Source organism: Desulfovibrio sp. DV (genome assembly GCF_001936595.1).
Lineage (GTDB): Bacteria > Desulfobacterota > Desulfovibrionia > Desulfovibrionales > Desulfovibrionaceae > Solidesulfovibrio.
Window position 1 is genome coordinate 1 of sequence record NZ_MLBG01000051.1, and the last position, 21,579, is coordinate 21,579.

Below are 21,579 nucleotides of genomic sequence, written 5' to 3' on the forward strand. Positions count from 1 at the left end.
GGCCCGCAGGGACTGGGCCGTGGCCGGCGGCAGCTCGCTTTGGGCTTTGGCGGTCAAGGCGGCCAGACGCGCCCCCATCGGCCCGCGCCCCGCTCCGGCCGCTTCGCCGGCCAACGCCAGCCGAAAGGCCTGGCCTGGGTCGCGCGGAACGATCCGCCCGGCCAGATACAGTTCCCCAAGGACCACGGCCGCCTCGCCCGAACCGGCGGCCACGGCCCGGCGCAGGTAGGCCGGCGCGTCCGAGGCCGGTCCCAGACGCCCGTCCAGGCGCAACAGCCCAAGGGCCAGCAAGGCCCGGGACGATCCCTTGGCTGCCGCCTTTTTGAGCCAATCTCCGGCCCGGGCGTCGCTTTGGGGCACACCCTGGCCGCGCAGATGGAGATCGGCCAGGGCCAGCATCGCCGGCACATTGCCGGCCTCGGCCGCCTTGCGATACCAGCGTCCGGCCTCGGTGGCGCTTGCCGGCACCCCCCGCCCGGCCTCGGCCATGCGTCCCATGAGCCAGGCCGCCGAGGGGTTGCCCGAGGCCAAAAGCGGCCGCAGTTCCCGTAACACCACGGCATCGTTGCCGCCCTCGTAAGCCTTGAGGGCATCATCGAAATCAGCCAGGGCGCTGCCCGGCCAACAGCCAAGGCCGGCCAGCAGGGCCAGCCGGCAGACCGCCTGGCCAAACCGTTGCGGGAAACGGCCTGCCCCGGGCATCAGTGTCCGCCCTTCTTGGCCGGCGGGGCGGGCGGTTCCGGCGGCGGCGGCGTTTCCTGGCCCGGCCGGCAAAAACCGTAGCGTTGGGAAATCTGCGGCTCGCTGCCGGCCCCGTGGCGCGAGGACACCATGAGATAATTGTCCGAGGCCCCGGAATGGACCGGATACACCGTCACCATCGTCACCCCGCCGTCGGGATAGCGGGCCATGACCGTCAGCCCGACCGGCGTGGTCATGAGCACGCCCGGCGTTTCCTGCTGGTCTTCTTCCAACAGGGCCCGATTTTTTTCCCGATCCGCGATGACAATGGTCAGCCCGGGGGTATTGGGATCAAGGGGCGGTTTGAGATTGACCCGGCCCTGGGGGGTGAAAACGGCATTCATGCCCTGGCTGTAAGCACAGGCCAGGCGTTTGGCGGCAAAAAGAGCCCGGCCCGGCTCTTCGGCCCTGGCGTCTCCGGCGGCCAGAACCAAAGCCGCAACCATCCAGGTAAACAGTGGTTTCATGTATCCTCCGTGTCTCCCGGACCGACATGCCCGACACCCGGTTGCCGTGTCCAGGCAGGTTCATCCGGGTACCCCTGCCGAGGGGCTTGCCGACCGGCCGGCCTTAACGTAGTGTTACGTCCCTGCCGATTTTGGCTCAGGGCGGAAATTCTAGCAGCATACCCGCCCTCAGGCTGGCATTTTTTCGGAGTTGTACGCAACATGCAAAAGTTTCGTGTCTATTTCGCCACCAAGGTTTTGATTACCACAGGCTGGTTCCGTCGGCAAAAAAGCGTATCGGAAACAGAATACGTGGTTGTACGTGCCCATAATGAGGCTCATGCGGTCAAGGAAGCCAAGGCCCTCATTGATCTTGACGCCCTGGGCGTCCCGTTCCAGGTGACGCGAATCCAAGCAACTACCGAGGACGATCCCGAAGGCTACCACGGCTCCCTGGCCCCCAGGCAGGCCCCTGCCCCGGCCGCGGTCGAGGTCGACCCGTCCTGATCCTGACCGACGCCGCATCCGTTTTCGGAGGCTCCCCATGATCACCGCCTTCCCCAGGGGCTTGGCCGCTCATGTCCGGGGAATCCGCTTTGCCCTGGCCAACAAGGGCTACCTCGGCCTGTGCGCGATTCCCTTTGCTGTGGCCCTGCTCCTGTATGGGGTGGGGTTTGCCGTGTTTGCGGCATCCAGCGACCAGATCCTGGCTGCCGTGTGGACCCCGGACGGTGCTGCCGGGGGAATGCTCGGGGTGCTGGCCTGGCTGTACCTGCATGTCGTCAAGTACATCCTGTTCGCTCTGGCCTTTGTGCTCATGTATTTTCTGTTCATGGTCACGGCCAACATCCTGGCTGCCCCGCTTTACGACCATATCGCCGGCAAGCTCCTGGCCCAGGCCGGCAGCACCCAGGCCGGACCGGGCCTGCCGGCCTGGCGGATGATTGGCGAGGAAGCCAAGAAGGCCGTGTTCATCATGGCCCTGCCCCTGGTGTTGCTGGTCATTCCCGTGCTCGGGCAATTGCTGGCTCCGGTGGCGGCAGCGCTTCTTATTGCCCTTGATTTCATGGACTATCCGTTTAGCCGCGAGGAAGGACGATTCGGGGAACGCCTCAAAACCCTGGCCCGTCGTCCCCTCTTGCTCCTGGGCTTTGGCCTGCCGCTTCTGATCCCCTTTCTCAATATCATCCTCTTTCCCTTTGCCATCGTCAGCGGCACCCTGCTCTACCTGGACATGACCGGACGCCACCCGACACAGCGACCCAAATGACAATTCTGACACATTTTTTTGCCTAACATTCCGGAAATACGAATTTTGCCATATCTGAAGCCATCGCGGCCCACCGCACCCCCTTGTCGGCGGCCGAGGGTGAAGCTATGAGAGCGCGTTTCCAGCAACATCTTTGTCGCGCGCGCACAAGACGCCGGCGAAGTCTGTCGCCGTGCGGCTCCCGGGTCCGGCACGCCACACCTCGTCCTCGCGGAGAAACTATTTCATGACCCACACCGCCGGACAGGCCCAATCCGGATTCGCCCGCACCGCCGCCCTGTCCCTGGGCGCACTTGGCGTTGTCTATGGCGATATCGGCACCAGCCCCCTGTACGCCATCAAGGAATGCTTCCACGGAATCCACGCCATAAGCGTCACCCCGGGCAATGTGCTGGGCGTGCTGTCGCTTATCTTCTGGTCCCTGACCATGGTCATCACGGTCAAGTACATCCTGTTTATCACGGCTGCCGACAACCGGGGCGAGGGCGGCATCTTCGCCTTGATCGAGCTTTTGCCCAAGGACACCGGCCACCGCCATGTGCGCACCATCCTGGCCTTTCTCGGGCTTTGCGGCGCAGCCCTGCTCTACGGCGACGGCATCATCACCCCGGCCATTTCCGTGCTCTCGGCCGTGGAAGGCCTAAACGTGGCCACGGACGCTGCCGCGCCCCTGGTGGTCCCCATCACCTGTCTGATCCTGTTCGGTCTTTTTTCGGTCCAGCGCCGGGGCACGGCCGGCATCGGCAAGGTGTTCGGCCCCATCATGCTCATCTGGTTCTCCGTGCTGGCCATCCTGGGCCTGCGCCAGATTCTGGCCGCCCCGGAAGTTCTGGCCGCAGTCAATCCGGCCTATGCCGTGGCCTTTTTCCGGGAAAACCATATGCACGGCCTCATTGTCCTTGGTTCGGTGGTCCTTTGCATCACCGGCGGCGAGGCCCTGTATGCCGACCTCGGGCATTTCGGCCGCCGGCCCATCCAGTACTCCTGGCTGCTGATCGTTTTTCCCTGCCTGCTGCTCAATTATTTCGGCCAGGGGGCCGGCCTGCTCCTTGATCCGGGCATCGCGGCCAACCCGTTTTACAGCCTCGTTCCCGAAAGCCTCCTCTATCCCATGGCCGCCCTGTCCACGGCAGCCACGGTCATCGCCTCCCAGGCCCTTATTTCCGGCGTGTTTTCCCTGACCCGGCAGGCCATCCAGCTTGGCGTGTGCCCGCGCCTGCGCATCGTGCACACCTCAAGCGCCATGGAAGGCCAGATCTACATCCCGGAAGTCAATTTCGCCCTCATGTGGGCCTGCATCGGCCTGACCCTGGCCTTTGGCGAATCGAGCCGGCTGGCCGCGGCCTACGGCATCGCGGTCACGGCCACCATGGGCATCACCTCCATCCTGTACTTTTTCGTGGCCCGCTGGACCTGGAAGCAATCCCTGCCCCGGGCCCTGGCCCCGGTGGCGGTGTTTCTGGCCTTCGATCTGGCCTATTTCGGTTCCAACCTTCTCAAGGTGGCCGACGGCGGCTGGTTCACCCTGCTCATCGCCGCCCTGATCGTCATGGCCATGGCCACCTGGGAAGACGGACGCCAGGCCCTGCGCAAACTGTCCATCGCCTCCACCGTGCCCCTGCGGGTCTTTTTATCCGATGTGGCCACCAAACAGCCCATCCGCGTCCCCGGGACGGCTGTCTTCATGTCGCTGTCTCCCCGGGGCACCCCGGTCACCCTGCTGCACCACTACAAGCACAACAAAATCTTCCATGAGCATGTGGTGATCTTGAGCATCACCGCGGCTGACGTGCCCACCGTGGACGACAGCGAGCGCCTGGACATCCAGGATCTGGGCCTGGGCTTTGTCCGCATCGTGGCCCGCTACGGCTTCATGGAGACGCCCAACGTGCCGGCGGTCATGGCCCAGGCCAGAAGTCTTGGCGTCCCCATCGATCCGCCGGCGGATACGACCTTTTTCCTGGGCCGCGAAAGCCTGCTCACCACGGGCAAGGCCAGGATGGCCGGCTATCGCAAGACCCTTTTTGCCCTCATGTCCCGAAACGCCCGCCCGGCCACGGCCTACTTCGGCCTGCCGCCGGGCCGGGTGGTGGAACTGGGCGTCCAGGTGGAGCTGTAACCCGCAGTTGAGACCGCCATTTTACCCGTTCCCCTTGACCCCAAAGCCGTCCTGCCGTAACCGCGAAGGCGCGGCAAAACTGGCCGCTTCATTTTGTCCGCCGCCAGAAAAGAGGAGCGCATGAGCGAGACGCCTGACCATACCGACACCCCGAAGGCCCCCCGCACGGGCGAAGACGCCGCAATCGCGCCGGACACGGCAGCCCCGGCCGCCACGAACGAAACGGCACCGGCCATGCCGGACACGGCCGCCGGGTCCGAGACACCGCCGGCGCCGCCGGCCACGGCCTCCGGAGACGGCACGCCGCCGCCCCCGCCGGCCACGCCCCCGACAGCTTCCGGCAGCCCTTCGGACATGAAGGAAGCGCCGCTGCTCGAGCATCTGGTCGAACTGCGCACCCGGCTGGTGCGCTGCCTTATTGCCGTGGGCGTCGGCTTTGCGGCCAGCTACTCCTTTGCCGAGCGGCTCCTCGATATTTTGCTGCACCCGCTTATGGAAGTCATGCCGGCCGGCAGCAAGCTCATTGCCACCAGCCTGCCCGAGACCTTTTTCACGGTCATGAAGCTGGCCATGGTGGCCGGCGCGTTCGTGGCCAGCCCGTACATCTTCTATCAGCTGTGGCAGTTCGTGGCTCCCGGCCTTTACAAGGAAGAACGCAAGATCATCGTGCCGGTGGCCATCGCCTCGGCCTTCTGCTTTGTTTCCGGGGCACTGTTTGGCTATTTCATCGTCTTTCCGTTTGGTTTCAAGTTCTTCGTGGACTACGCCTCGGACTACATCACGGTGATGCCGACCATCAGCGCCTATTTCTCCCTGGCGGTCACGCTGCTCTTCGCCTTTGGCCTCATCTTCGAACTGCCGGTCTTCATCTTCTTCCTGACCAGCCTCGGCATGGTTTCCACCAAGGCGCTGCGCAAGTTCCGCCGCTGGGCCATCCTGCTCAGCTTTGTGGTTTCCGCCATCCTCACGCCCACGCCGGATGCGATCAACCAGTTGCTCATGGCCGGCCCCATGGTCGTCCTGTACGAGCTTGGCATCTGGGTGTCCTGGTTTGTGGACAAGCCGCGTCTGGCCGAAAAGGCCGCCCGCAAGGCGGCGGAAGAAGCGGCCAAGAATCCGCCCGAACCCCCCAAATCGCCCGACACCCCGGGCGAGCCCGAAGCGCCCGACGCCGAACCGGCGGCCACGGCAACGGCAGGCACGGCCGGTGACACTGGGCCCAAGGCCGGGTAAAAAAACGAGTTTCTTCGGACTCTCGCAACACGCTGCCATCACAGGGTTATTCCGCAAAACGGCAAAGCCCTTGGTCGCAACCACCTCTGCTCACGACACTTTCCGGGGCCGGCCGTCTGGCCGGCCCCGGCTTGACAGCCCTCCCTCAAATCGCCATAGGTAAGCTACAGGCAGCGGTCGCCGCTTCGCTATCCGCTCCGCCTGACTCCGTGACGCTGCCACAAGCGCGTCGCCCCGCAGCCGGATGTCGGTGCCCGGGGCACAGCTCTCGTCCCCACGCGAGCCACTCCACCAACGCGGACGACACAACACGGCCGGACCCTTGCCCGGCCGACTTGCCCCGCCGCCTCCCCCAGGCATCCCTGCCAGATGCCGGCGTTGCGGGTCAGTCGTCCCGAAGCCATGGAGCGACGATGCGACATGTCCGAATTATGATCACGGCGTTGACCCTGCTGGTCACGTCACTGACCCTGCCCGGCTGCGCCGGGACCAAAAGCCCCAATGCGTTGGCCGACTCTTCTGCCGCCTCCCGCCCATCCAAGAAAAAACCTGAGGACGCCGCCATTGGCCGTCTGGAAGACCCGGCCTTTCTCTTTGCCAGGGCGGCCGCTTCCCCGTACAAGTCCGTTCGCGTCAAGGCGCTGGCCTACACCGGCTGCTCGGTCAATTCCAAGAAACGCGCGCCGCGCGGGGCCTGGGGCGATACCCTCACCTCTGGCGTCAAGGCTGTTGCGGTCTCGCCGGATCTGCTCGACATGGGGCTTGACCGGGGCGACGTCATCAGCATCGAAGGCCTGCCCGGCCAGTACAAGGTGCTCGACGTCATGCACGGCCGCCACGACAAGACCATTGACATCTTTTATGGCGACGACCAATGCGGGGCCAGACAGTGGGGCAAGCGTACGCTCAACATCACCTGGCAGTGACCCGGCGCAGCCCTAGGGCAGAAGTTCGATCAGGGTAAAGCGGGCCGCAAAGCCCAGGGCGTAGACGCAAAGCACCAGTAGAAACGCGGTCCGGAAAAGTCCCTTGCCGCCCCGGTTTTCGGCCATCCGGGCCAACACGAAGGCAAGCACGCCAGCCAGCACGATGCCCAGGCCCAGGGCCACCGCCACCTTTAGAAGCGACACGTCAGCCATCGTCCATCCTCCGAATCACGTCAGATTTCCAGCCGTTGTAGCCCATCCCGGGCGTTTGTCCATCATCGGACGCCCCCAGGCAGCAACCAGCCTCCCCGCATCCCAGCCGACAGCCCGGCTCCTGTCCTCACGACAAAAGAAAACGCGGCACCTGTCTTTCCCGACAAGTGCCGCGCTTACGTATTTGCCGTTCTCGTCTTTTTTGTTCACTTCATCTCGCCGATTTGGCGGCACGCCTGGTTAATCAAACAACCCCCAGGTGGGTTTCCAAAGGGCACTGCCCTTTGGCCGCCGGAGGCATCTTTTCTCCCGCGTCTCCCTCTACCGCTGGTCCAGCGGCACATACGACCGGCGGGTCGGGCCGGTGTAGATCTGGCGGGGGCGGTGGATGCGGGTGGTGACGTCCCGGTTTTCCTCGTGCCAGTGGGCGATCCAGCCGGGCATGCGGCCGATGGCGAACATGACCGGGAACATGTTGACCGGGATACCCAGGGCCCGCAGGATGATGCCGGAATAGAAATCCACGTTGGGATAGAGCTGGCGGCTCTGGAAGTAGTCGTCGTGCAGGGCCGCGTCTTCCAGTTCCTGGGCGATTTCCATGAGCGGGTCCGGCCGCCCCGACTGCAGGAGCAGGTTGTCGGCGGCCTTTTTGAGCACCCGCGCCCGGGGATCGAAGTTCTTGTACACCCGGTGGCCAAAGCCCATGAGCCGTTGCTCCTTGCGCTTGACCATCTCCAGATAGGTTTTGACCTTATAGCGCCCTTCCAGCATCTGGGTGAGCATTTGGATGACGGCGGCGTTGGCTCCGCCGTGCAGCCGGCCCCACAGGGCGCAGATGCCGGACGATACGCTGGCAAAGAGGTTGGCCTTGGTGGACCCGACCATGCGCACGGTGGAACAGGAGCAGTTCTGTTCGTGGTCGGCGTGGACCACTAAAAAAAGCGACAGGGCGGCCGCGGCTTGCGGGGTGGCCTCATACTCGCGGTTGGGCACGGAAAACATCATGTGCAGAAAGTTGCGGCAATAGCTCAGGTTCGGGTCGGGATACATAAACGGCAACCCAAGCGATTTGCGGTAACTAAACGCCGCGATGGTGCGCACCTTGCTGATGATCTTGGCCACGGCCAGCCGGAATTCGACCGCGTTTTGAATCTCCAGCAGTTCGGGATGGTAGTTGCCCAGGGAGTTGATGACGGCCGACAAAATGGCCATCGGCTGCCCGCCCGGCGGGAACCCATCGAAATGGTGGAGCAATCCTTCGTGCAACAGCTCATGTTCGGACAAAAGATTGCGAAAGGCCGTACGATCTTCGGCCGTGGGCAATTTCCCGAAAATAAGCAGCATGGCCGTCTCGATAAACGAGCTTTTTTCGGCCAGTTGTTCGATGGGGATGCCGCGATGGCGCAGGATGCCCTTTTCGCCGTCAACGAAAGTGATGGCCGACTGGCAGGAGCCGGTATTGCCGTAGCCGGGGTCAAACGACAGCAGGCCGGTGTCCTTTTCCAGGGAGGTGATGTCGATGCCCACCTCGCCTTCGGTCCCGACCAGGACGGGCAGTTCAACGGTCTTGTCGCCGTACGTCAGGGTGGCGGTCTTGCGTTCGCGCATGAGACTCCTCGGGAGGCAGAGGGTGCGGGAGAACGGCCGGAAACGGCGCAGGGCCTTCGTCGGCGGTCCGGGAAGGGGGCACTTTAGAAAAAAAATTCGGTCTTGTCTTCCCCTGTGATGGCCCGGTGCCCGGCCGGCGCCGGCCGGTTCCCGGCCAAGGCGGCCAGACGGCGCATCAGGTCCAGACCATCTGCCGCCAGTCCATGGTGGCCGGCACATGCCCGTGCTGGCGGGCCAGCAATTCGATGGGAGCCAGGACCAGGGCGGCGATCTCCGGGCGAAGACCGGGCAGGGCGGCGGCGGACAGCTCGCCCAGGAAATGATTGCAGCGCCGGCACACCGCCACCCGCTCGGCATCGTGGCCTGGCACGACGTACACCTGGCCGGATGGTCCGGGCGCCTCGCAGTAGGGGCATTCCCGGCGGGTAAAGCGCCAGGTGGCGGCGCAAAAAGAGCAGTGCATGGCCAGCCCGGCGCTGCCGCGCACGGCAAAGCCCGGCCAGGAGCCGCAGACCGGACAATAGCCGCGGTTCCAGGCGGCCTCGGCCACCAGCGGCCCAAGCAGCCGCCCTCGGGCCATGGCCAGGGGCGTCACCAGCTGCACACACCAAAACCCGAGCACTCGCGGGTCCACGCCGCAGGAATGGCCAAGCCCGACCAGGGCGGCCCGCCGGTCGGCCAGCATGTGGGACACGGCCTCGTAAAGCAGTTCCGGTTCCTGGCAGGCGGCCTGGCCGAGATTGAGCAGGTCTGAGCGGGCATCGCGAAAAGAGGCGGCCAGGACCGTGTGCAGGGTCTCAAAGGAGCGTTGCAGGGCCAGACGATCCAGCGGAAACTCGTCACGCGGCTCCAGGCAGGCACCCTGGCCGAGGCGGATGGGATCGGGACGCGGTGCCGGTCCGCCGGCAGCCACCATGGCCAGGGCCTCGACGAGCGGCCCGCGCGCCAACAGCACCCCGAGAAAGGGATCGAGAAAGGCCCGGGCATGGGGCCGTTCCCGCCGAAGCCGCTCCATCTCGTCCGCCACCGCCAGATCCGTTTCCGTCTGCCCGGCCATCAGGCACCTCCCGATACATGCGGCCGGCAGCGCCGCCGAGCCGTGTCGCGTTCACGCCAAGCATAGTGCCGTGGGCCTGCGAAGACAAACCCTGTTTCCAGACTGGAGGGCCGGCCAACGACGACGGAAAACCAGCCGATGCCACGACAAGCCCTGTCGATGCCAACAGGCGGGGCAGGCGTCAAGGGACCACTTTCGGGCAGCCAAGGCCCCGGCCCCGATGTTTCGCCAAAGCGCGCCAAGGAAAAATATTTGCTGTATTTAAAATAGCTTAACTCAATTTTTAAGGCAATTTACACGCTACTCCATCAGCTTTCCTGATAAAAGCGTGACTGTTTGTGCCAGATCTTGCGCAATTGGGATTGGTTTGACCGCTCGGCGTCCGCTTTTTTATCACAATCGTGTGCCTGTTTTGACATAAATCGTGGGACATTGGGCGGATTGCCGCCATTGCCGGGGAACATTCCAAGGAGGCCGTATGGGCATATCGCGACGCGGATTTATGAAATTGACGGGGGCCGGACTGGCCTGCCTGGGTCTCAAAGACCTGGGCCTCGATCCCCGTCCGGCAGCGGCGTACGCCACGACGCTGCGCATTGAAGGGGCCAAGGAATTCCAGTCCACCTGCCCGTTTTGTTCGTGCGGGTGCAGCATCCTCATGTTCGTCAAGGATGGAAAATTTATCAGTTCGGAAGGCGATCCGGACTATCCGGTCAGCGAAGGAGCCCTTTGCCCCAAGGGTGCGGCCTTCCATTCCATGCATGTCAGCCACCACCGGATTTTAAAGCCCAAGTACCGGGCTCCGGGCAGCGACAAGTGGGAAGAAAAAGACTGGGACTTCGTCCTGGACCGCATTGCCAAGCGCGTCAAGGAAACCCGGGACCGCGACTTTATTGAAAAAAACGACAAGGGCCAGACGGTCAACCGGGTGGAATCGATCTTCCACCTCGGCACCTCCCAGATGGACAACGAAGAGTGCGCTGTGACGCACCAAATGCTGCGAAGCCTGGGTGTCGTCCACATGGACCACCAGGCCCGGATCTGACACTCGCCCACTGTACCGGCTCTGGCAGAGTCGTTCGGACGCGGCGCGATGACCCAGCATTGGATTGATATCAAGAACGCCGACGTGGTGCTCATCATGGGCAGCAACGCGGCAGAACACCACCCTATCTCGTTTAAATGGGTGCTTGCGGCCAAAGACGCCGGGGCCACGGTCATTCACGTGGACCCGAAGTTCTCGCGCACCTCGGCCCGCAGCGATTTCCATGTGCCGCTTCGTTCCGGCACGGACATCGCCTTCCTCGGAGGCCTGCTCAAGTACATCCTGGAAAAGGAACTGTACTTCAAGGAATACGTCACCGAGTACACCAACGCCTCGTTTATCATCTCCGAGGGCTTCACCTTCAAGGATGGCCTGTTCTCGGGTTTTGACGCGGGCACCAAGACCTATGACCGCAAGTCCTGGACCTTTGACAAGGACGAAAACGGCCTGGTCGTGCGCGACAAGACCTTGCAGCATCCGCGCTGCGTCTACCAGCAGCTCAAAAAGCACTACTCGCGCTACGACATCGGCACGGTGTCTTCCATCACCGGCGTGTCCAAGGACAACCTGCTCAAGGTGTGGGACGCTGTCGGGGCCACGGGCAAGCCGGACAAAGTCGCCACCATGATGTACGCCCTGGGCTGGACCCAGCACACGGTTGGCGTGCAGAACATCCGGCTGGCCGCCATGATCCAGCTCTTACTCGGCAACGTCGGCGTGGCCGGCGGCGGCATCAACGCCATGCGCGGCGAACCCAACGTCCAGGGCTCCACCGACCACGCCCTGCTCTACGACGCCCTGCCCGGCTACCATCCGGTGCCGACCACGGCCTGGGCCACCCTGGCCGATTACCTGAAGGCCAACACGCCGGTGACCAAGGACCCCAAAAGCGTCAACTGGTGGCAAAACCGGCCCAAGTACGTGGTCAGCCTGCTCAAGGGCTGGTTTGGCGACGCAGCCACGGCGGAAAACGAGTACGGCTACGGCTGGCTGCCCAAAATCGAGCCCAACGTCGAGTACGCCAGCCTTTTTATGTTCGACAAAATGTACAAGGGCAAGATCAAGGGCGGGTTCATCTATGGGCACAACCCGGCCATGTCCATGCCCAACACCCACAAGATCAGAAAGGCCCTGACCAACCTCGACTGGCTGGTCATCGGCGAAGCCCACGAAACCGAGACCTGCGCCTTCTGGCGGCAGCCGGGTTTTGACTCCAAAAACGTCAAGACCGAGGTGTTCATGCTGCCGTCGTGCCAGCGCGGCGAAAAAGACGGCACCACTTCCAACTCCGGCCGTTGGCACATGTGGCACTACAAGGGCTACGAGCCGATGGGCGTGTCCAAGCCCATGGGCTGGATGGTGGTCGAGATCATGAAGCGCGTCAAAGCGCTGTATGCCAAGGACGGCGGCGCGTTTCCGGCCCCCATCCAGAACGTCGAGTGGTATGAACAGTACGACCCGGACTTCATGGCCAAAAAGATCAACGGCCAGTTCACCCGCGACGTGACCGTGGGCGACAAACAGTACAAAAAGGGTGATCAGGTTCCGGCCTTCCCCATGCTGACCGCTGACGGCGCGACCACCAGCCTGTGCTGGGTCTACACCGGCAGCTACGGCGCAGCCGGCAACCTGACCAAACGCCGCGACCACAACCAGACGCCGATGCAGGCCAAAATCGGCCTGTTCCCGAACTACTCCTGGGCCTGGCCGGTCAACCGGCGCATCATCTACAACCGGGCCTCGGTGGACGTGAACGGCAAGCCCTACAACCCGGCCAAGACCGTCATTGCCTGGGAAGAGGGCAAATGGGTCGGCGACGTGCCCGACGGGCCGGCGCCCCCGATGGCCGATCCCAAGGGCGTGTATCCGTTTATCATGCACACCGAGGGCCATGGGCAGCTCTTTGGCCCCGGCCGGGTGGACGGACCCTTCCCGGAACACTACGAACCGGCGGAAACGCCCATAACCGTCAACCCCTTCTCCAAGCAGATGAGCAATCCCTGCATGAAGGTGGCGGAAAGCGACATCGACGCCCTGGCCAAAAACGGCGATCCGCGCTTCCCCATCGTGCTCACCACCTACAGCCTCACCGAACACTGGTGCGGCGGCGGCGACACGCGCAACACCCCGGCCCTGCTCGAAGCCGAACCCCAGCTCTATGTGGAGATCAGCCAGGAGCTGGCCAAGGAAAAAGGCGTCAAGAATGGTGACGTGGTCATCATCGAGACTCTGCGGGGCAAGGTCGAGGCCGTGGCCATGGTCACTGTGCGCATGACGCCGCTTCAGGTCCAGGGAAAGACCCTTCACCTAATCGGGATGCCGTTTTGCTTCGGCTGGACCACGCCGGGCTGCGGCGACGCCACCAACCGCCTGACGGTTTCGGTGGCCGACCCCAACACGCGCATTCCCGAGTACAAGGCCTGCCTGTGCAATCTGCGCAAGGCCGACAAGGTGACGGAGCTGCAACGCTAACGACCATTGCGGCCGGGATCGTCCTGGTTCCGGCCGCACTATAAGAAGGGGAATCCGCCATGCCCAAGGCGTTTTTCATTGATACATCCCGCTGCACGGCCTGCCGGGGCTGCCAGGTGGCCTGCAAGGAATGGCACGAGCATCAGGCTGTGCCCACGCTGCAACGCGGAACGCACCAAAATCCACCGGATTTTACGCCGTACAATTTCAAGATCGTGCGCTTTAACGAGCACAAGATCGACGGCAAGATCAAATGGCTCTTTTTCCCGGACCAATGCCGGCATTGCATCGCCCCGCCCTGCAAGGACGCGGCCGACGCCTACGTGCCCGGTGCCATCATCCAGGATGAGGCCACCGGAGCCGTGCTGTATACCGACAAGTCCAAACAGCTCACCATCGACCAGGCCAGAGAAGTGCGCGACGTGTGCCCCTACGCCATCCCGGTGCGCAGCGAAGCCACGGGAATGCTCAGCAAATGCGACTGGTGCATCGACCGGCAACGGGCCGGCATGAAGCCGGCCTGCGTCAAAACCTGCTGCACCGGCTCCATGAACATCGGCGAGCGGGCCGACATGCTGGCCCTGGCCCACAAGACCCTGGAAAAGGTCAAGAAGACGCATCCCCAGGCCCAGCTCCTCGACGAGGACTACTTAAGCGTCATCTATCTGATCACCGAACCCCGCAACCTCTACCACGAGTTTGCCGCGCGCACGGTGCGCCAGGCCCCCGGCCCCATGTCGCGCCAGGCCTTCCTGGCCATGCTGACCCGGCCGGTTGCGAGGCTTCGCGGCTAGGCCGAAGGCTTCCGTTCCCCCGGACCGACCCGTGCGCCATCTGCCAGTGGCCACCGGGTCGGTCCCCCTTTTTCCGTTGGCCCGTGTTTTCCCTTTTTCCAAGGACACTCCCATGCGCATGCGCTTCACCCACACGCCTCAGCCCGATCTTCCGGACGTGCCGCCGCCGGCCGAGGCCCTGTCCATTGCCGCACCCTTTGCCGCCCTGGCAACATTGCGGCGGGAGGTGGCCGCCGAGCTGCCCCAGGGACTTTTCGACGTGGCCTATGATCCCGACCGGTTTGCCGCCGGGGAAACGCTGTTGGGCACGACCGAGCCGGCCGCCCTGGTGCCCGGCTTCCTGGCCGCCGCCCAGACCCTGCTGCCGGGCATCGGCCACATCTTCCCGGCCGTGGCCCGGGAGTCCGCCATCCTGGCCCAGGGACTGGCCCAGAGCCCGCGTCTGGCCGGGCCGCTGGTAGCCGGATTTTTCAGCGACCAGCCGGCTGATTTCGAGGGGTTGGCCGAGGAACTCGGCATCAGCGCGCAAGCGCTCTTTTTTCTGACCCAGGAGACGATTGCCACGGTGCTGCGCAGTGAAGCGCCCCGGCTGGCCGCCCTGGCCGACGACGCCTTGTGGCGCAAAAACCACTGCCCGGTATGCGGTTCGGCCCCGGACCTGGGGCTTTTGAAGGAACAGGCCGAGCCGTCGGAGTTTCTCATCGCCAAGGCCGGCCGGCTCATGCTCCACTGTTCGCTGTGCGGCCATCTGTGGCGTTTCCCCAGGCTGGTGTGCCCGTCGTGCGGCGAAGGCGAGCACGACAAGCTCGATCTGTTCGTCCCGGAAGGGCGCGAACGCGAGCGCATCCATGCCTGCTCCACCTGCCGGCGCTATCTGGTGGTGACCAACCGGGTGGATGTCGATGCGGCCTTTGATGCCGACGCGGCCCCGGCCGCCCTGGCCCACCTCGACGCCGCCGCCCGGGAGCGCGGCTACGAGCCGATCTGCCCCAGGCCCTGGAACCAGATAGGGGATGAATAACCAAAAACGTGTGCCCGGCCCCGTTTTTTCGGAGCCGGGCACACCGGGATCAGACGCGCAAAGACAGCAGGGGATTCTGTTTGGCCCCGCAGGGCCGTTTCGACGGGGCGCCGGGGCCGGGCTCAGGCGGAAAGCAGTCCCAGGCGGGTCGGCAGGGGCGGGGCCGGCTGGCGACCGCATCTGAGGTTCCAATAGGCCCAGGATCGGGGATCAAAGACCCCGGGAGGGGCCTGTTCCAGGGCCGCGCGGAATTCTTCCAAACCGACCACCCCGCCAAGCACCATGACATCCTCGATTGTGCCGTAGGTCATGACATGGGCCAGAAAATGGACCGGATCGGCCAATGCTTCCTCCGGGGGTTTGAACCAGACCACGCGCCGGGCCACGGCAAGCAGTTCCGGCGTTACGGGCAGGGGCTTCACTGCGCCGTTCCTGTTTCTTCGCCGGACCGGGGCCGATAGGGCGCAAGCGTCGGCAACCTGGCCGGATCGACGGCGGCGACAGCGGCGAGAAGGCGCTTGCCCACAGCGGCAGGCAACTGCGGCACGTCGCCAAAATAGCTGAGCGCCTTGAGGCTTATAAGCGGATTGAAGCTGCGTCCGTACACCACGCGCCCCGCTGCCAGGGCGGTCGGCAGAGCAAGGCCGTGCTGCAACAGCGCATCGATATCGAGATAATCCTTGGCCTCGGCCCGTTTCTGAATCACCGCGACCTTGGTTCCGGCAATATCGAGCAGGGACGCCACGGCAAGGCTGCTCCCGCATGGCCGCTGCGGCGGGGCGACCTGGCCCAGGCCAAGCCCGCCGAAGAAGGAAACGAGGATCGGCTCCCCGCGCTCCACCCGGCAGGTCAGGGTGTTGGGGGCAACCTGGACGCGCTCCGCCTCCCTGAGATAGGGCACACAACGGGCCAGAGCGTCGGGATCGAATGGCTGGTCGGAAAAAAAATCAAAGTCCACCGAGACCCGGTGTCCCAGACGCAAGGCCAGGGCCGTTCCGCCATAGAGCGTAAACAGTTCCGGCGTCGCATCAAGCTCCGGCCACAACCGCCGCTGGGCCGGGGGAAGGCTGTCAAGCCTCGGGGCAAAATCGTCCATGGAGAGATTCTACACGGATTGCCAACGGCCAAACAGGATTATTTGCTTCTGCGCCATCCGATTCGCTCCGGTTGTCCGGGCCTATCTCGCCGCCGCAAGCGCCTCGCCCAGAATAGCCACGCAGCGGTCGATTTCCTCATGGGTGACGGTCAGCGCCGGGGTCAGCCGGATGGCGTCAGGCCGCGTGTTGTTGACCAGCAAGCCCCGCTCCCGGCATCCTTCCACCACCGCCGCCGCCCGGTCGCAGCCCAGATCAAGGGCGAGCAACAGACCGCGCCCGCGCACCCGGCCATAGCCCAGGCCCAGGGCCACCGGGTCAAGTTGTTCGCGCAGATAGGTCCCGGCCGCTGCCACGGCGTCCAGGAAGCCCGGCGCGAGCAACACCTCCAAAACGGCCAGCCCGGCTGCGCAGGCCAATGCGTTGCCGTTGTAGGTTCCGCCCTGCTCTCCGGGCGCAAAACAGGATACCTCGGCCCGGCAGCCCATGGCCGCCAGGGGAAAGCCCCCGCCGATGCCCTTGCCCATGGTCAGGATGTCGGGAACGATGCCGGCATGTTGGTGCCCGAACATTTTTCCGGTGCGGCCCATGCCGGACTGGACCTCGTCCAGGATCAGCAGCAGGCCGCGCTCTTCGGTAAACCGGCGCAGGCCGCGCAAAAACGCGTCGTCCGCCGCAATGACGCCGCCTTCCCCCTGGACGGGTTCCAGCATGACGGCCACGGTCCGGTCGGTGACCAGAGGGGCCACGGAATCCAGGTCGTTATAGACCGCCTTGGGAAAGCCCGGGGTTTTGGGTTCAAAGAGCGTGTCCCAGCCCGGCTTGCCCGAAGCGGCCATGCCGGTCAGCGTCCGACCGTGAAAGGCGTTGTGAAAAGTGATGATCTCGTAAGCGCCGTTTTTGTGCACCTGGCCCCATTTGCGGGCCAGCTTCACCGCCCCTTCCACGGCCTCTGCGCCACTGTTGGTAAAAAAACCTTGTCTACGGGTGTCGCGGCGACGAGGCGAGCGGCAAAGGCCAGCAGCTTGTCGGAGTAGTAGGCGGGACTGGGGGTGATGAGACGCCTAGCCTGTGCGGCAATGGCCTGGGCCAGGACGGCCGGGGCATGGCCCAGGCTGTTGACTGCCCAGCCCTGGATGAAGTCCAGATAGACCCTGCCCTGGCTGTCGGTGAGCCAGGAACCCTGGCCGGAGACGAAAACGAGATCCGGCCGAACCGTTATCTCCAGCAACGCGCTGCTGTCGACAGGGGATTGGTGCATCTTTGGCGTCCTCCTTGGCTCCGGGCGCTGTCAGGACGATGCGTGCGGAGCAAAGAGCGGCTATAGGCCTGTTCTCCCCGGACCGCAATACGGCCAACCGGCAGAGGCTTGCCGCAACACGCTGAGAAAACGCAGCTAATCTGCCGCCGCACCCTGCCGGGTCAGCATGAACATGCCGTAGGAGGCCAGCAAATTGGGCAGAAAGGTCACCACCATGCCCTGTTCGTGGTGGTGCGGCGTGCTGACCGCCGTCTCTTTGGCGATGGCAAAGCCTTCCTTGCGGCAAAAACGGCGGAAATCCCGGATGGTGATCACCCGGATGTTGGGCGTGTCGTACCACTCGTAGGGAAGCTCCCGCGACACCGGAGCGCGGCCCCGAAAAAGCAGCTGGCCCCGGATGCGGTAGTAGGCAAAATTGGGAAAGCTCACGATGCCGCACTTGCCGACCCGGAGCATCTCGCGGATGAGCACGGCCGGCTCAAACACCTGCTGCAGCGTCTGGGACAGGATCACGTAATCGAAATGCCCGTCCGGGTAGTCGGCCACCTCCTCGATGATATCGCCATGGAGAATGGACAACCCCTTTTCAATGCCCCGGCTGACTTTCTCCTCCTCCCGCTCGATGCCCGTGCCGCGCACGTTTTTATCGACCGAAAGGATATGGAGCAGGTCCCCGGCCCCGCAGCCGAGGTCCAGGACCCGGGTGCCGGGTGCGATCCACGAGGCGATCACGGACAGGTCATAGCGCACGGGCATCCTCCTTGCCGGCGTCACTGGCCGCCCGGTCGAGAAACCGGGCGATCATGCCGGAAAGCCGGGCATTTGGCAGCAGGAAGGCGTCGTGCCCCCACTTGGCTTCGAGCTCCACAAAGCTCACGTCCAGGCCGTTTTTCTTCATGGCCTGGACCATGGCCCGGGACTGGTAGGTGGGATAGAGCCAGTCCGAGGAAAATGACGCCACCAGAAAGCGGCACTTGGCCTTGGCAAAGGCGGCCACAGCCGAGCCGCAGCCGTGGCTGGACTCCAGATTGAAATAGTCCGCCGCCTTGGTGACGTAGAGAAAGGAATTGGCGTCAAAGCGGTCCACGAACTTCTGGCCCTGGTAGCGCAGATACGACTCCACCTGGAAATCGGCTTCCTCAAAGGCAAAGGAGATTTCGCAGCGGTCCTGCAGGCGGCGGTCGAACTTCTGGCGCATGGCCTCGTCGGAAAGATAGGTGATGTGCCCGATCATGCGGGCCACGGCCAGGCCGTGGACCGGCTGGGCCGCCCCGTCGTAGTAATGGCCGCCGTTCCAGTTCGGATCGGCCATGATGGCCTGCCGGGCCACCTCATTAAAGGCGATGGCCAGGGCCGAGTGCTTGGTGGTGGTGGCCAGCGGCACGGCCGAGCGCACCATGTCCGGGTAGCGCACCGCCCATTCGAGCACCTGCATCCCGCCCATGGAGCCGCCAACGACGCTTAAAAGCGCCTCGATGCCCAGATGCCGGACCAGTCGCTTCTGGGCGCGCACCATGTCGCCGATGGTGATGACCGGAAAGGTCAGACCGTAGGGCTTGCCCGTGGCCGGGTCGTCGCTGGCCGGGCCGGTCGAGCCCATGCAGCCGCCGATCACGTTGGAGCTGATGACGAAATAGCGGTCGGTATCGATGGGCTTGCCCGGACCGATCATCAGGTCCCACCAGCCGGGCTTGGCGTCGGCCTTGTCGTAGTAGCCGGCGGCGTGGGAGTCGCCGGTCAGGGCGTGGAGCACCAGCACGGCGTTTGAAGCCTGCTCGTTCAGGGTCCCGTAGGTCTCGTAGGCCAGGGTCACGGGACCAAGGCTGCGCCCCGACTCCACCACCAGGGGGTTTTCGGCGTCGGCCACGGTGAAAAACAGCTTGGCCACCTGTCCCACGCTGGCTCCGGAGGGCGACTGTTCGACGTATTCGCTCATGGCATCCTCTTGGCCGTTTCCTACCAGCCCGGACGGGAAAGTCAAAGGGGGATCACTTTGACTTTCCCGGACCGGCACGGCACAAGGACTTCGTCAGGGAGGACCTATGGACGCTGTGGAACGCCGGGCCGAAAAACGGGTGCGACCGCCCGGGGACGCGGTCCTGGAATTCGCCCTGTGGCCGGCCCCCCCGGCCGCCCCGGCCCGCCTGCCCCTGGCCGAACTGGGCCGGCCGGCCGCGTCGCGGCGCGACGGCTGCCGGCTGGTGGTCGCCGACATCTCGGCCCAGGGCATCGGCCTGACCCTCGACGCCCCGGCCGCGATTCTTGACCCCCTGGCCGCCGTTCCAGCCTTTTTCCTCTACCTGCGCCTGCGCGAGTACCGCCCCCAGACCGAGGGCGAATTGCTGTCGCTTTTTTTCCACGCCGCCACCGCCCGCCTCACCCTGAGCGCCGGCCGCCTGCAAGCCGGCCTGCGCTTCCTGCGCCTGGGGCGCGGCTCGCCCTTTGACAAGGCCCTGGAATTTGTCGACGTCAGCCGTTTCGGCGCTCCGGGCCTGGCCAGCTGGATCGATGCCGTGGTTCGGGGCGAACTTCGTCCCGACCACGACCCGGCCCCGGGACTCAACCTCGACCGGCTCCTCGACGAGCCTGACGTGTCCGGGCCGCTCCCGGCACAGGGACAGGACAGCCCCCCATGATCGTCATTGTCGGCTTCATTGTCGTCATCGCCTCGGTATGCCTGGGCTATCTGATGGAAGGCGGCATCTTTGCCGTGCTGCTGCAGCCGGCCGAACTGGTCATCATTTTCGGCGCGGCCATCGGGGCCATGCTCATAAGCTCCACCCGCAATTCCCTGTCGCTCATCGTGCGGGGCCTGCCCCGGGCCATCGCCCCGGCCCACATCGGCCGGGAGGACTACCTGGAGGCGCTCACCTGCCTGTCGCGGCTTTTGGGCAAGTCCCGGCGCGAGGGCCTCATGAGCATTGAGAACGACATCGAGCACCCCGAGTCCAGCTCGGTCTTTTCCCAGGCCAAGCGCCTGTCGCGCGACAAGGCGGCCCTGGCCTTTATCTGCGACACCATGCGCGTCTTCCTGGTCACCGGCGACGCCCAGGAACTCGAACAACTCATGGATCTCGACATGGCGGCCATCCACCAGCAGGCCGCCAGTCCCGGCCACAATCTCGGCAAGGTGGCCGAATCCCTGCCCGGCCTTGGCATCGTGGCCGCCGTCCTTGGCGTGGTGCTGACCATGGGCAAGATCAGCCAGCCGCCGGAGGTGCTCGGCCACAGCATCGGCGCGGCCCTGGTCGGCACCTTTCTCGGCGTGCTCCTGTGCTATGGTTTTGTCGGGCCACTGGCCACGAACCTGGAAAACCAGGCCATGGAGCGCCAGACCTATTTCTCGGTCATCCGGGCGGTGATCGCCGGGGCGGCCCGGGGGGCCACGCCGCTTATTGCCGTGGAATACGGCCGCCGGGCCGTGCCTGAGGCCCTTCGCCCGGATTTTGCCGAACTCGAATCCCAGCTGCGGGGCTAGGCCGCCATGTCCGGCAAAAAACCCGCCCCGCGAAAGCCGCCCAAGCTCCCCGGCTTCCCCCAGGCCCACGGATCGAGCTGGAAGGTGGCCTACGCCGATTTCGTCACGGCCATGATGGCCTTTTTCCTGCTCATGTGGATCATCAACATGACCCCGCCGGCCACCCTCAAGCAGCTCGAGCAGTACTTCCAGGGCGAACTGAAACCGGCCCAAGGGGCGCTTTTCTCTCCCGACGCCAACGAACGCCAGCACACGGCGGCGCTCAATCGCGACGATGCCATGCGCTACGCCATTGCCGTGCGGTTTAAAAAAATCATCACCGAGGACCCCTACCTCAAAAACAGCAGCGGGATCAGTTCCGACGATGTCGGGGTGCTCCTTCGCCTGCAAAGCGGCATGCTTTTTACCCCGGGTTCGGCCGAACTGACCGAGACGGCCAAACGCCTGCTGGCCGAGGTGGTGGACGTGCTCAAGACCTACAACGTCGCCCTGGTCATCCGGGGCCATGCCGATGCGGCCGAGGCGGTCAAGGGGCTCTATCCCTCCAACTGGGAACTGTCCGGAGCCCGGGCCGCCGCTGCCGCCCGGGCCATCATCGCCATGGGCGGCATCCAGGCCGGGCGCATCCGGGCCGTGGCCTACGGCGATTCCCGGCCGCTTATGCCGGACTTTTCCCCGGAGGCGGCCTCGGCCAACCGCCGGGTGGAATTCTACTTCCACCGTCCCGATGTGGCCGGCTCCCAGGGGCTGTACTGACGCCGCATCCTGGCGTAGATTGCCCGCCACTTCACACGGAGGACC

General features: G+C 64.5%; 20 protein-coding genes and 1 pseudogene. 11 read left to right on the plus strand and 10 right to left on the minus strand.

All coding sequences use genetic code 11. The features are described 5' to 3' along the window. Window positions 1–702: tetratricopeptide repeat protein (locus tag DVDV_RS12275; RefSeq protein ID WP_139311612.1), on the minus strand; the 702-nt coding region annotated here is incomplete at its 3' end. Continuing rightward, window positions 702–1,208, minus strand: a complete 507-nt coding sequence (locus DVDV_RS12280; protein ID WP_075354948.1) for a hypothetical protein — start codon at window positions 1,206–1,208, stop codon at window positions 702–704. The genes DVDV_RS12275 and DVDV_RS12280, both read right to left, overlap by 1 nt. 201 nt (window positions 1,209–1,409) lie before the next feature. Here DVDV_RS12280 and DVDV_RS12285 point away from each other — a divergent pair, with 201 nt between their 5' ends. The 5 genes from DVDV_RS12285 to DVDV_RS12305 all read left to right on the plus strand — a co-directional run bounded on the left by DVDV_RS12285 (window position 1,410) and on the right by DVDV_RS12305 (window position 6,735). Beyond that, window positions 1,410–1,694 carry a hypothetical protein gene (locus tag DVDV_RS12285; RefSeq protein ID WP_075354949.1) on the plus strand — a complete coding sequence of 95 codons (285 nt, stop codon included), beginning with the start codon at window positions 1,410–1,412 and terminating at the stop codon, window positions 1,692–1,694. A gap of 37 nt (window positions 1,695–1,731) precedes the next feature. Beyond that, window positions 1,732–2,457 (plus strand): EI24 domain-containing protein, encoded by a 726-nt coding sequence (locus tag DVDV_RS12290; protein WP_075354950.1) that lies wholly within the window; start codon window positions 1,732–1,734, stop codon window positions 2,455–2,457. A 226-nt stretch (window positions 2,458–2,683) separates the two neighbouring features. Next, on the plus strand, window positions 2,684–4,576 hold the full coding sequence (locus tag DVDV_RS12295) for a potassium transporter Kup (RefSeq protein WP_075354951.1): 1,893 nt from the start codon (window positions 2,684–2,686) through the stop codon (window positions 4,574–4,576). A 120-nt stretch (window positions 4,577–4,696) separates the two neighbouring features. Continuing rightward, window positions 4,697–5,809 (plus strand): twin-arginine translocase subunit TatC, encoded by a 1,113-nt coding sequence (gene tatC / locus DVDV_RS12300; RefSeq protein ID WP_075354952.1) that lies wholly within the window; start codon window positions 4,697–4,699, stop codon window positions 5,807–5,809. A gap of 413 nt (window positions 5,810–6,222) precedes the next feature. Next, a complete protein-coding gene (locus DVDV_RS12305) occupies window positions 6,223–6,735 on the plus strand; it encodes a 3D domain-containing protein (RefSeq protein WP_083634767.1) in 513 nt (170 codons plus the stop codon). Window positions 6,736–6,747: 12 nt separating this feature from the next. On the opposite strand, the gene DVDV_RS12310 is transcribed toward DVDV_RS12305, so the two are convergent. From DVDV_RS12310 to fdhE, 3 genes are all read right to left on the minus strand, one after another. Then, the gene (locus DVDV_RS12310) at window positions 6,748–6,948 is read right to left on the minus strand and encodes a hypothetical protein (RefSeq protein ID WP_075354953.1); all 201 of its coding nucleotides are present in this window, start codon (window positions 6,946–6,948) and stop codon (window positions 6,748–6,750) included. Window positions 6,949–7,269: 321 nt separating this feature from the next. Beyond that, window positions 7,270–8,556 carry a citrate synthase gene (locus DVDV_RS12315; protein ID WP_075354954.1) on the minus strand — a complete coding sequence of 429 codons (1,287 nt, stop codon included), beginning with the start codon at window positions 8,554–8,556 and terminating at the stop codon, window positions 7,270–7,272. A gap of 175 nt (window positions 8,557–8,731) precedes the next feature. Continuing rightward, window positions 8,732–9,613 (minus strand): formate dehydrogenase accessory protein FdhE, encoded by an 882-nt coding sequence (gene fdhE / locus DVDV_RS12320; protein ID WP_075354955.1) that lies wholly within the window; start codon window positions 9,611–9,613, stop codon window positions 8,732–8,734. Between the two features lie 478 nt (window positions 9,614–10,091). On the opposite strand from fdhE, the gene fdnG reads away from it, so the two are divergent. The 3 genes from fdnG to DVDV_RS12340 all read left to right on the plus strand — a co-directional run bounded on the left by fdnG (window position 10,092) and on the right by DVDV_RS12340 (window position 14,945). Then, complete coding sequence (gene fdnG, locus DVDV_RS12330) at window positions 10,092–13,130, plus strand: formate dehydrogenase-N subunit alpha (protein WP_139311613.1); 3,039 nt, start codon at window positions 10,092–10,094, stop codon at window positions 13,128–13,130. 59 nt (window positions 13,131–13,189) lie between these two features. Then, entirely contained in the window at window positions 13,190–13,924 is a 735-nt protein-coding gene (locus DVDV_RS12335) for a 4Fe-4S dicluster domain-containing protein (protein WP_075354958.1), read from the plus strand. Window positions 13,925–14,036: 112 nt separating this feature from the next. Further along, on the plus strand, window positions 14,037–14,945 hold the full coding sequence (locus DVDV_RS12340) for a formate dehydrogenase accessory protein FdhE (RefSeq protein WP_075354971.1): 909 nt from the start codon (window positions 14,037–14,039) through the stop codon (window positions 14,943–14,945). A gap of 122 nt (window positions 14,946–15,067) precedes the next feature. On the opposite strand, the gene DVDV_RS12345 is transcribed toward DVDV_RS12340, so the two are convergent. The 5 genes and pseudogenes from DVDV_RS12345 to DVDV_RS12365 form a co-directional block, all read right to left on the minus strand. Then, window positions 15,068–15,367: a hypothetical protein gene (locus DVDV_RS12345; protein ID WP_075354959.1), complete on the minus strand. Its 300-nt coding sequence runs from the start codon at window positions 15,365–15,367 to the stop codon at window positions 15,068–15,070. Then, a complete protein-coding gene (locus DVDV_RS12350) occupies window positions 15,364–16,041 on the minus strand; it encodes a nucleotidyl transferase AbiEii/AbiGii toxin family protein (RefSeq protein WP_075354960.1) in 678 nt (225 codons plus the stop codon). The genes DVDV_RS12345 and DVDV_RS12350 overlap by 4 nt, the downstream gene beginning before the upstream one ends. 81 nt (window positions 16,042–16,122) lie before the next feature. Then, window positions 16,123–17,300: pseudogene (locus DVDV_RS12355) on the minus strand (acetylornithine transaminase). A 135-nt stretch (window positions 17,301–17,435) separates the two neighbouring features. After that, window positions 17,436–18,050 carry a methionine biosynthesis protein MetW gene (gene metW, locus DVDV_RS12360; RefSeq protein ID WP_075354972.1) on the minus strand — a complete coding sequence of 205 codons (615 nt, stop codon included), beginning with the start codon at window positions 18,048–18,050 and terminating at the stop codon, window positions 17,436–17,438. Next, window positions 18,040–19,236: a homoserine O-acetyltransferase gene (locus DVDV_RS12365; protein ID WP_075354961.1), complete on the minus strand. Its 1,197-nt coding sequence runs from the start codon at window positions 19,234–19,236 to the stop codon at window positions 18,040–18,042. The genes metW and DVDV_RS12365 overlap by 11 nt, the downstream gene beginning before the upstream one ends. A 106-nt stretch (window positions 19,237–19,342) precedes the next feature. Between DVDV_RS12365 and DVDV_RS12370 the strand changes: the two genes are divergently transcribed. From DVDV_RS12370 to DVDV_RS12380, 3 genes are read left to right on the plus strand one after another with little or no spacing between them, the layout of a single operon-like run. Next, window positions 19,343–19,936, plus strand: a complete 594-nt coding sequence (locus tag DVDV_RS12370; RefSeq protein WP_075354962.1) for a hypothetical protein — start codon at window positions 19,343–19,345, stop codon at window positions 19,934–19,936. Further along, the gene (gene motA, locus DVDV_RS12375) at window positions 19,933–20,778 is read left to right on the plus strand and encodes a flagellar motor stator protein MotA (protein WP_075354963.1); all 846 of its coding nucleotides are present in this window, start codon (window positions 19,933–19,935) and stop codon (window positions 20,776–20,778) included. Before DVDV_RS12370 ends, motA begins: the two co-directional genes overlap by 4 nt. A 6-nt stretch (window positions 20,779–20,784) precedes the next feature. After that, entirely contained in the window at window positions 20,785–21,534 is a 750-nt protein-coding gene (locus tag DVDV_RS12380; RefSeq protein ID WP_075354964.1) for a flagellar motor protein MotB, read from the plus strand. Window positions 21,535–21,579 lie beyond the last annotated feature (45 nt).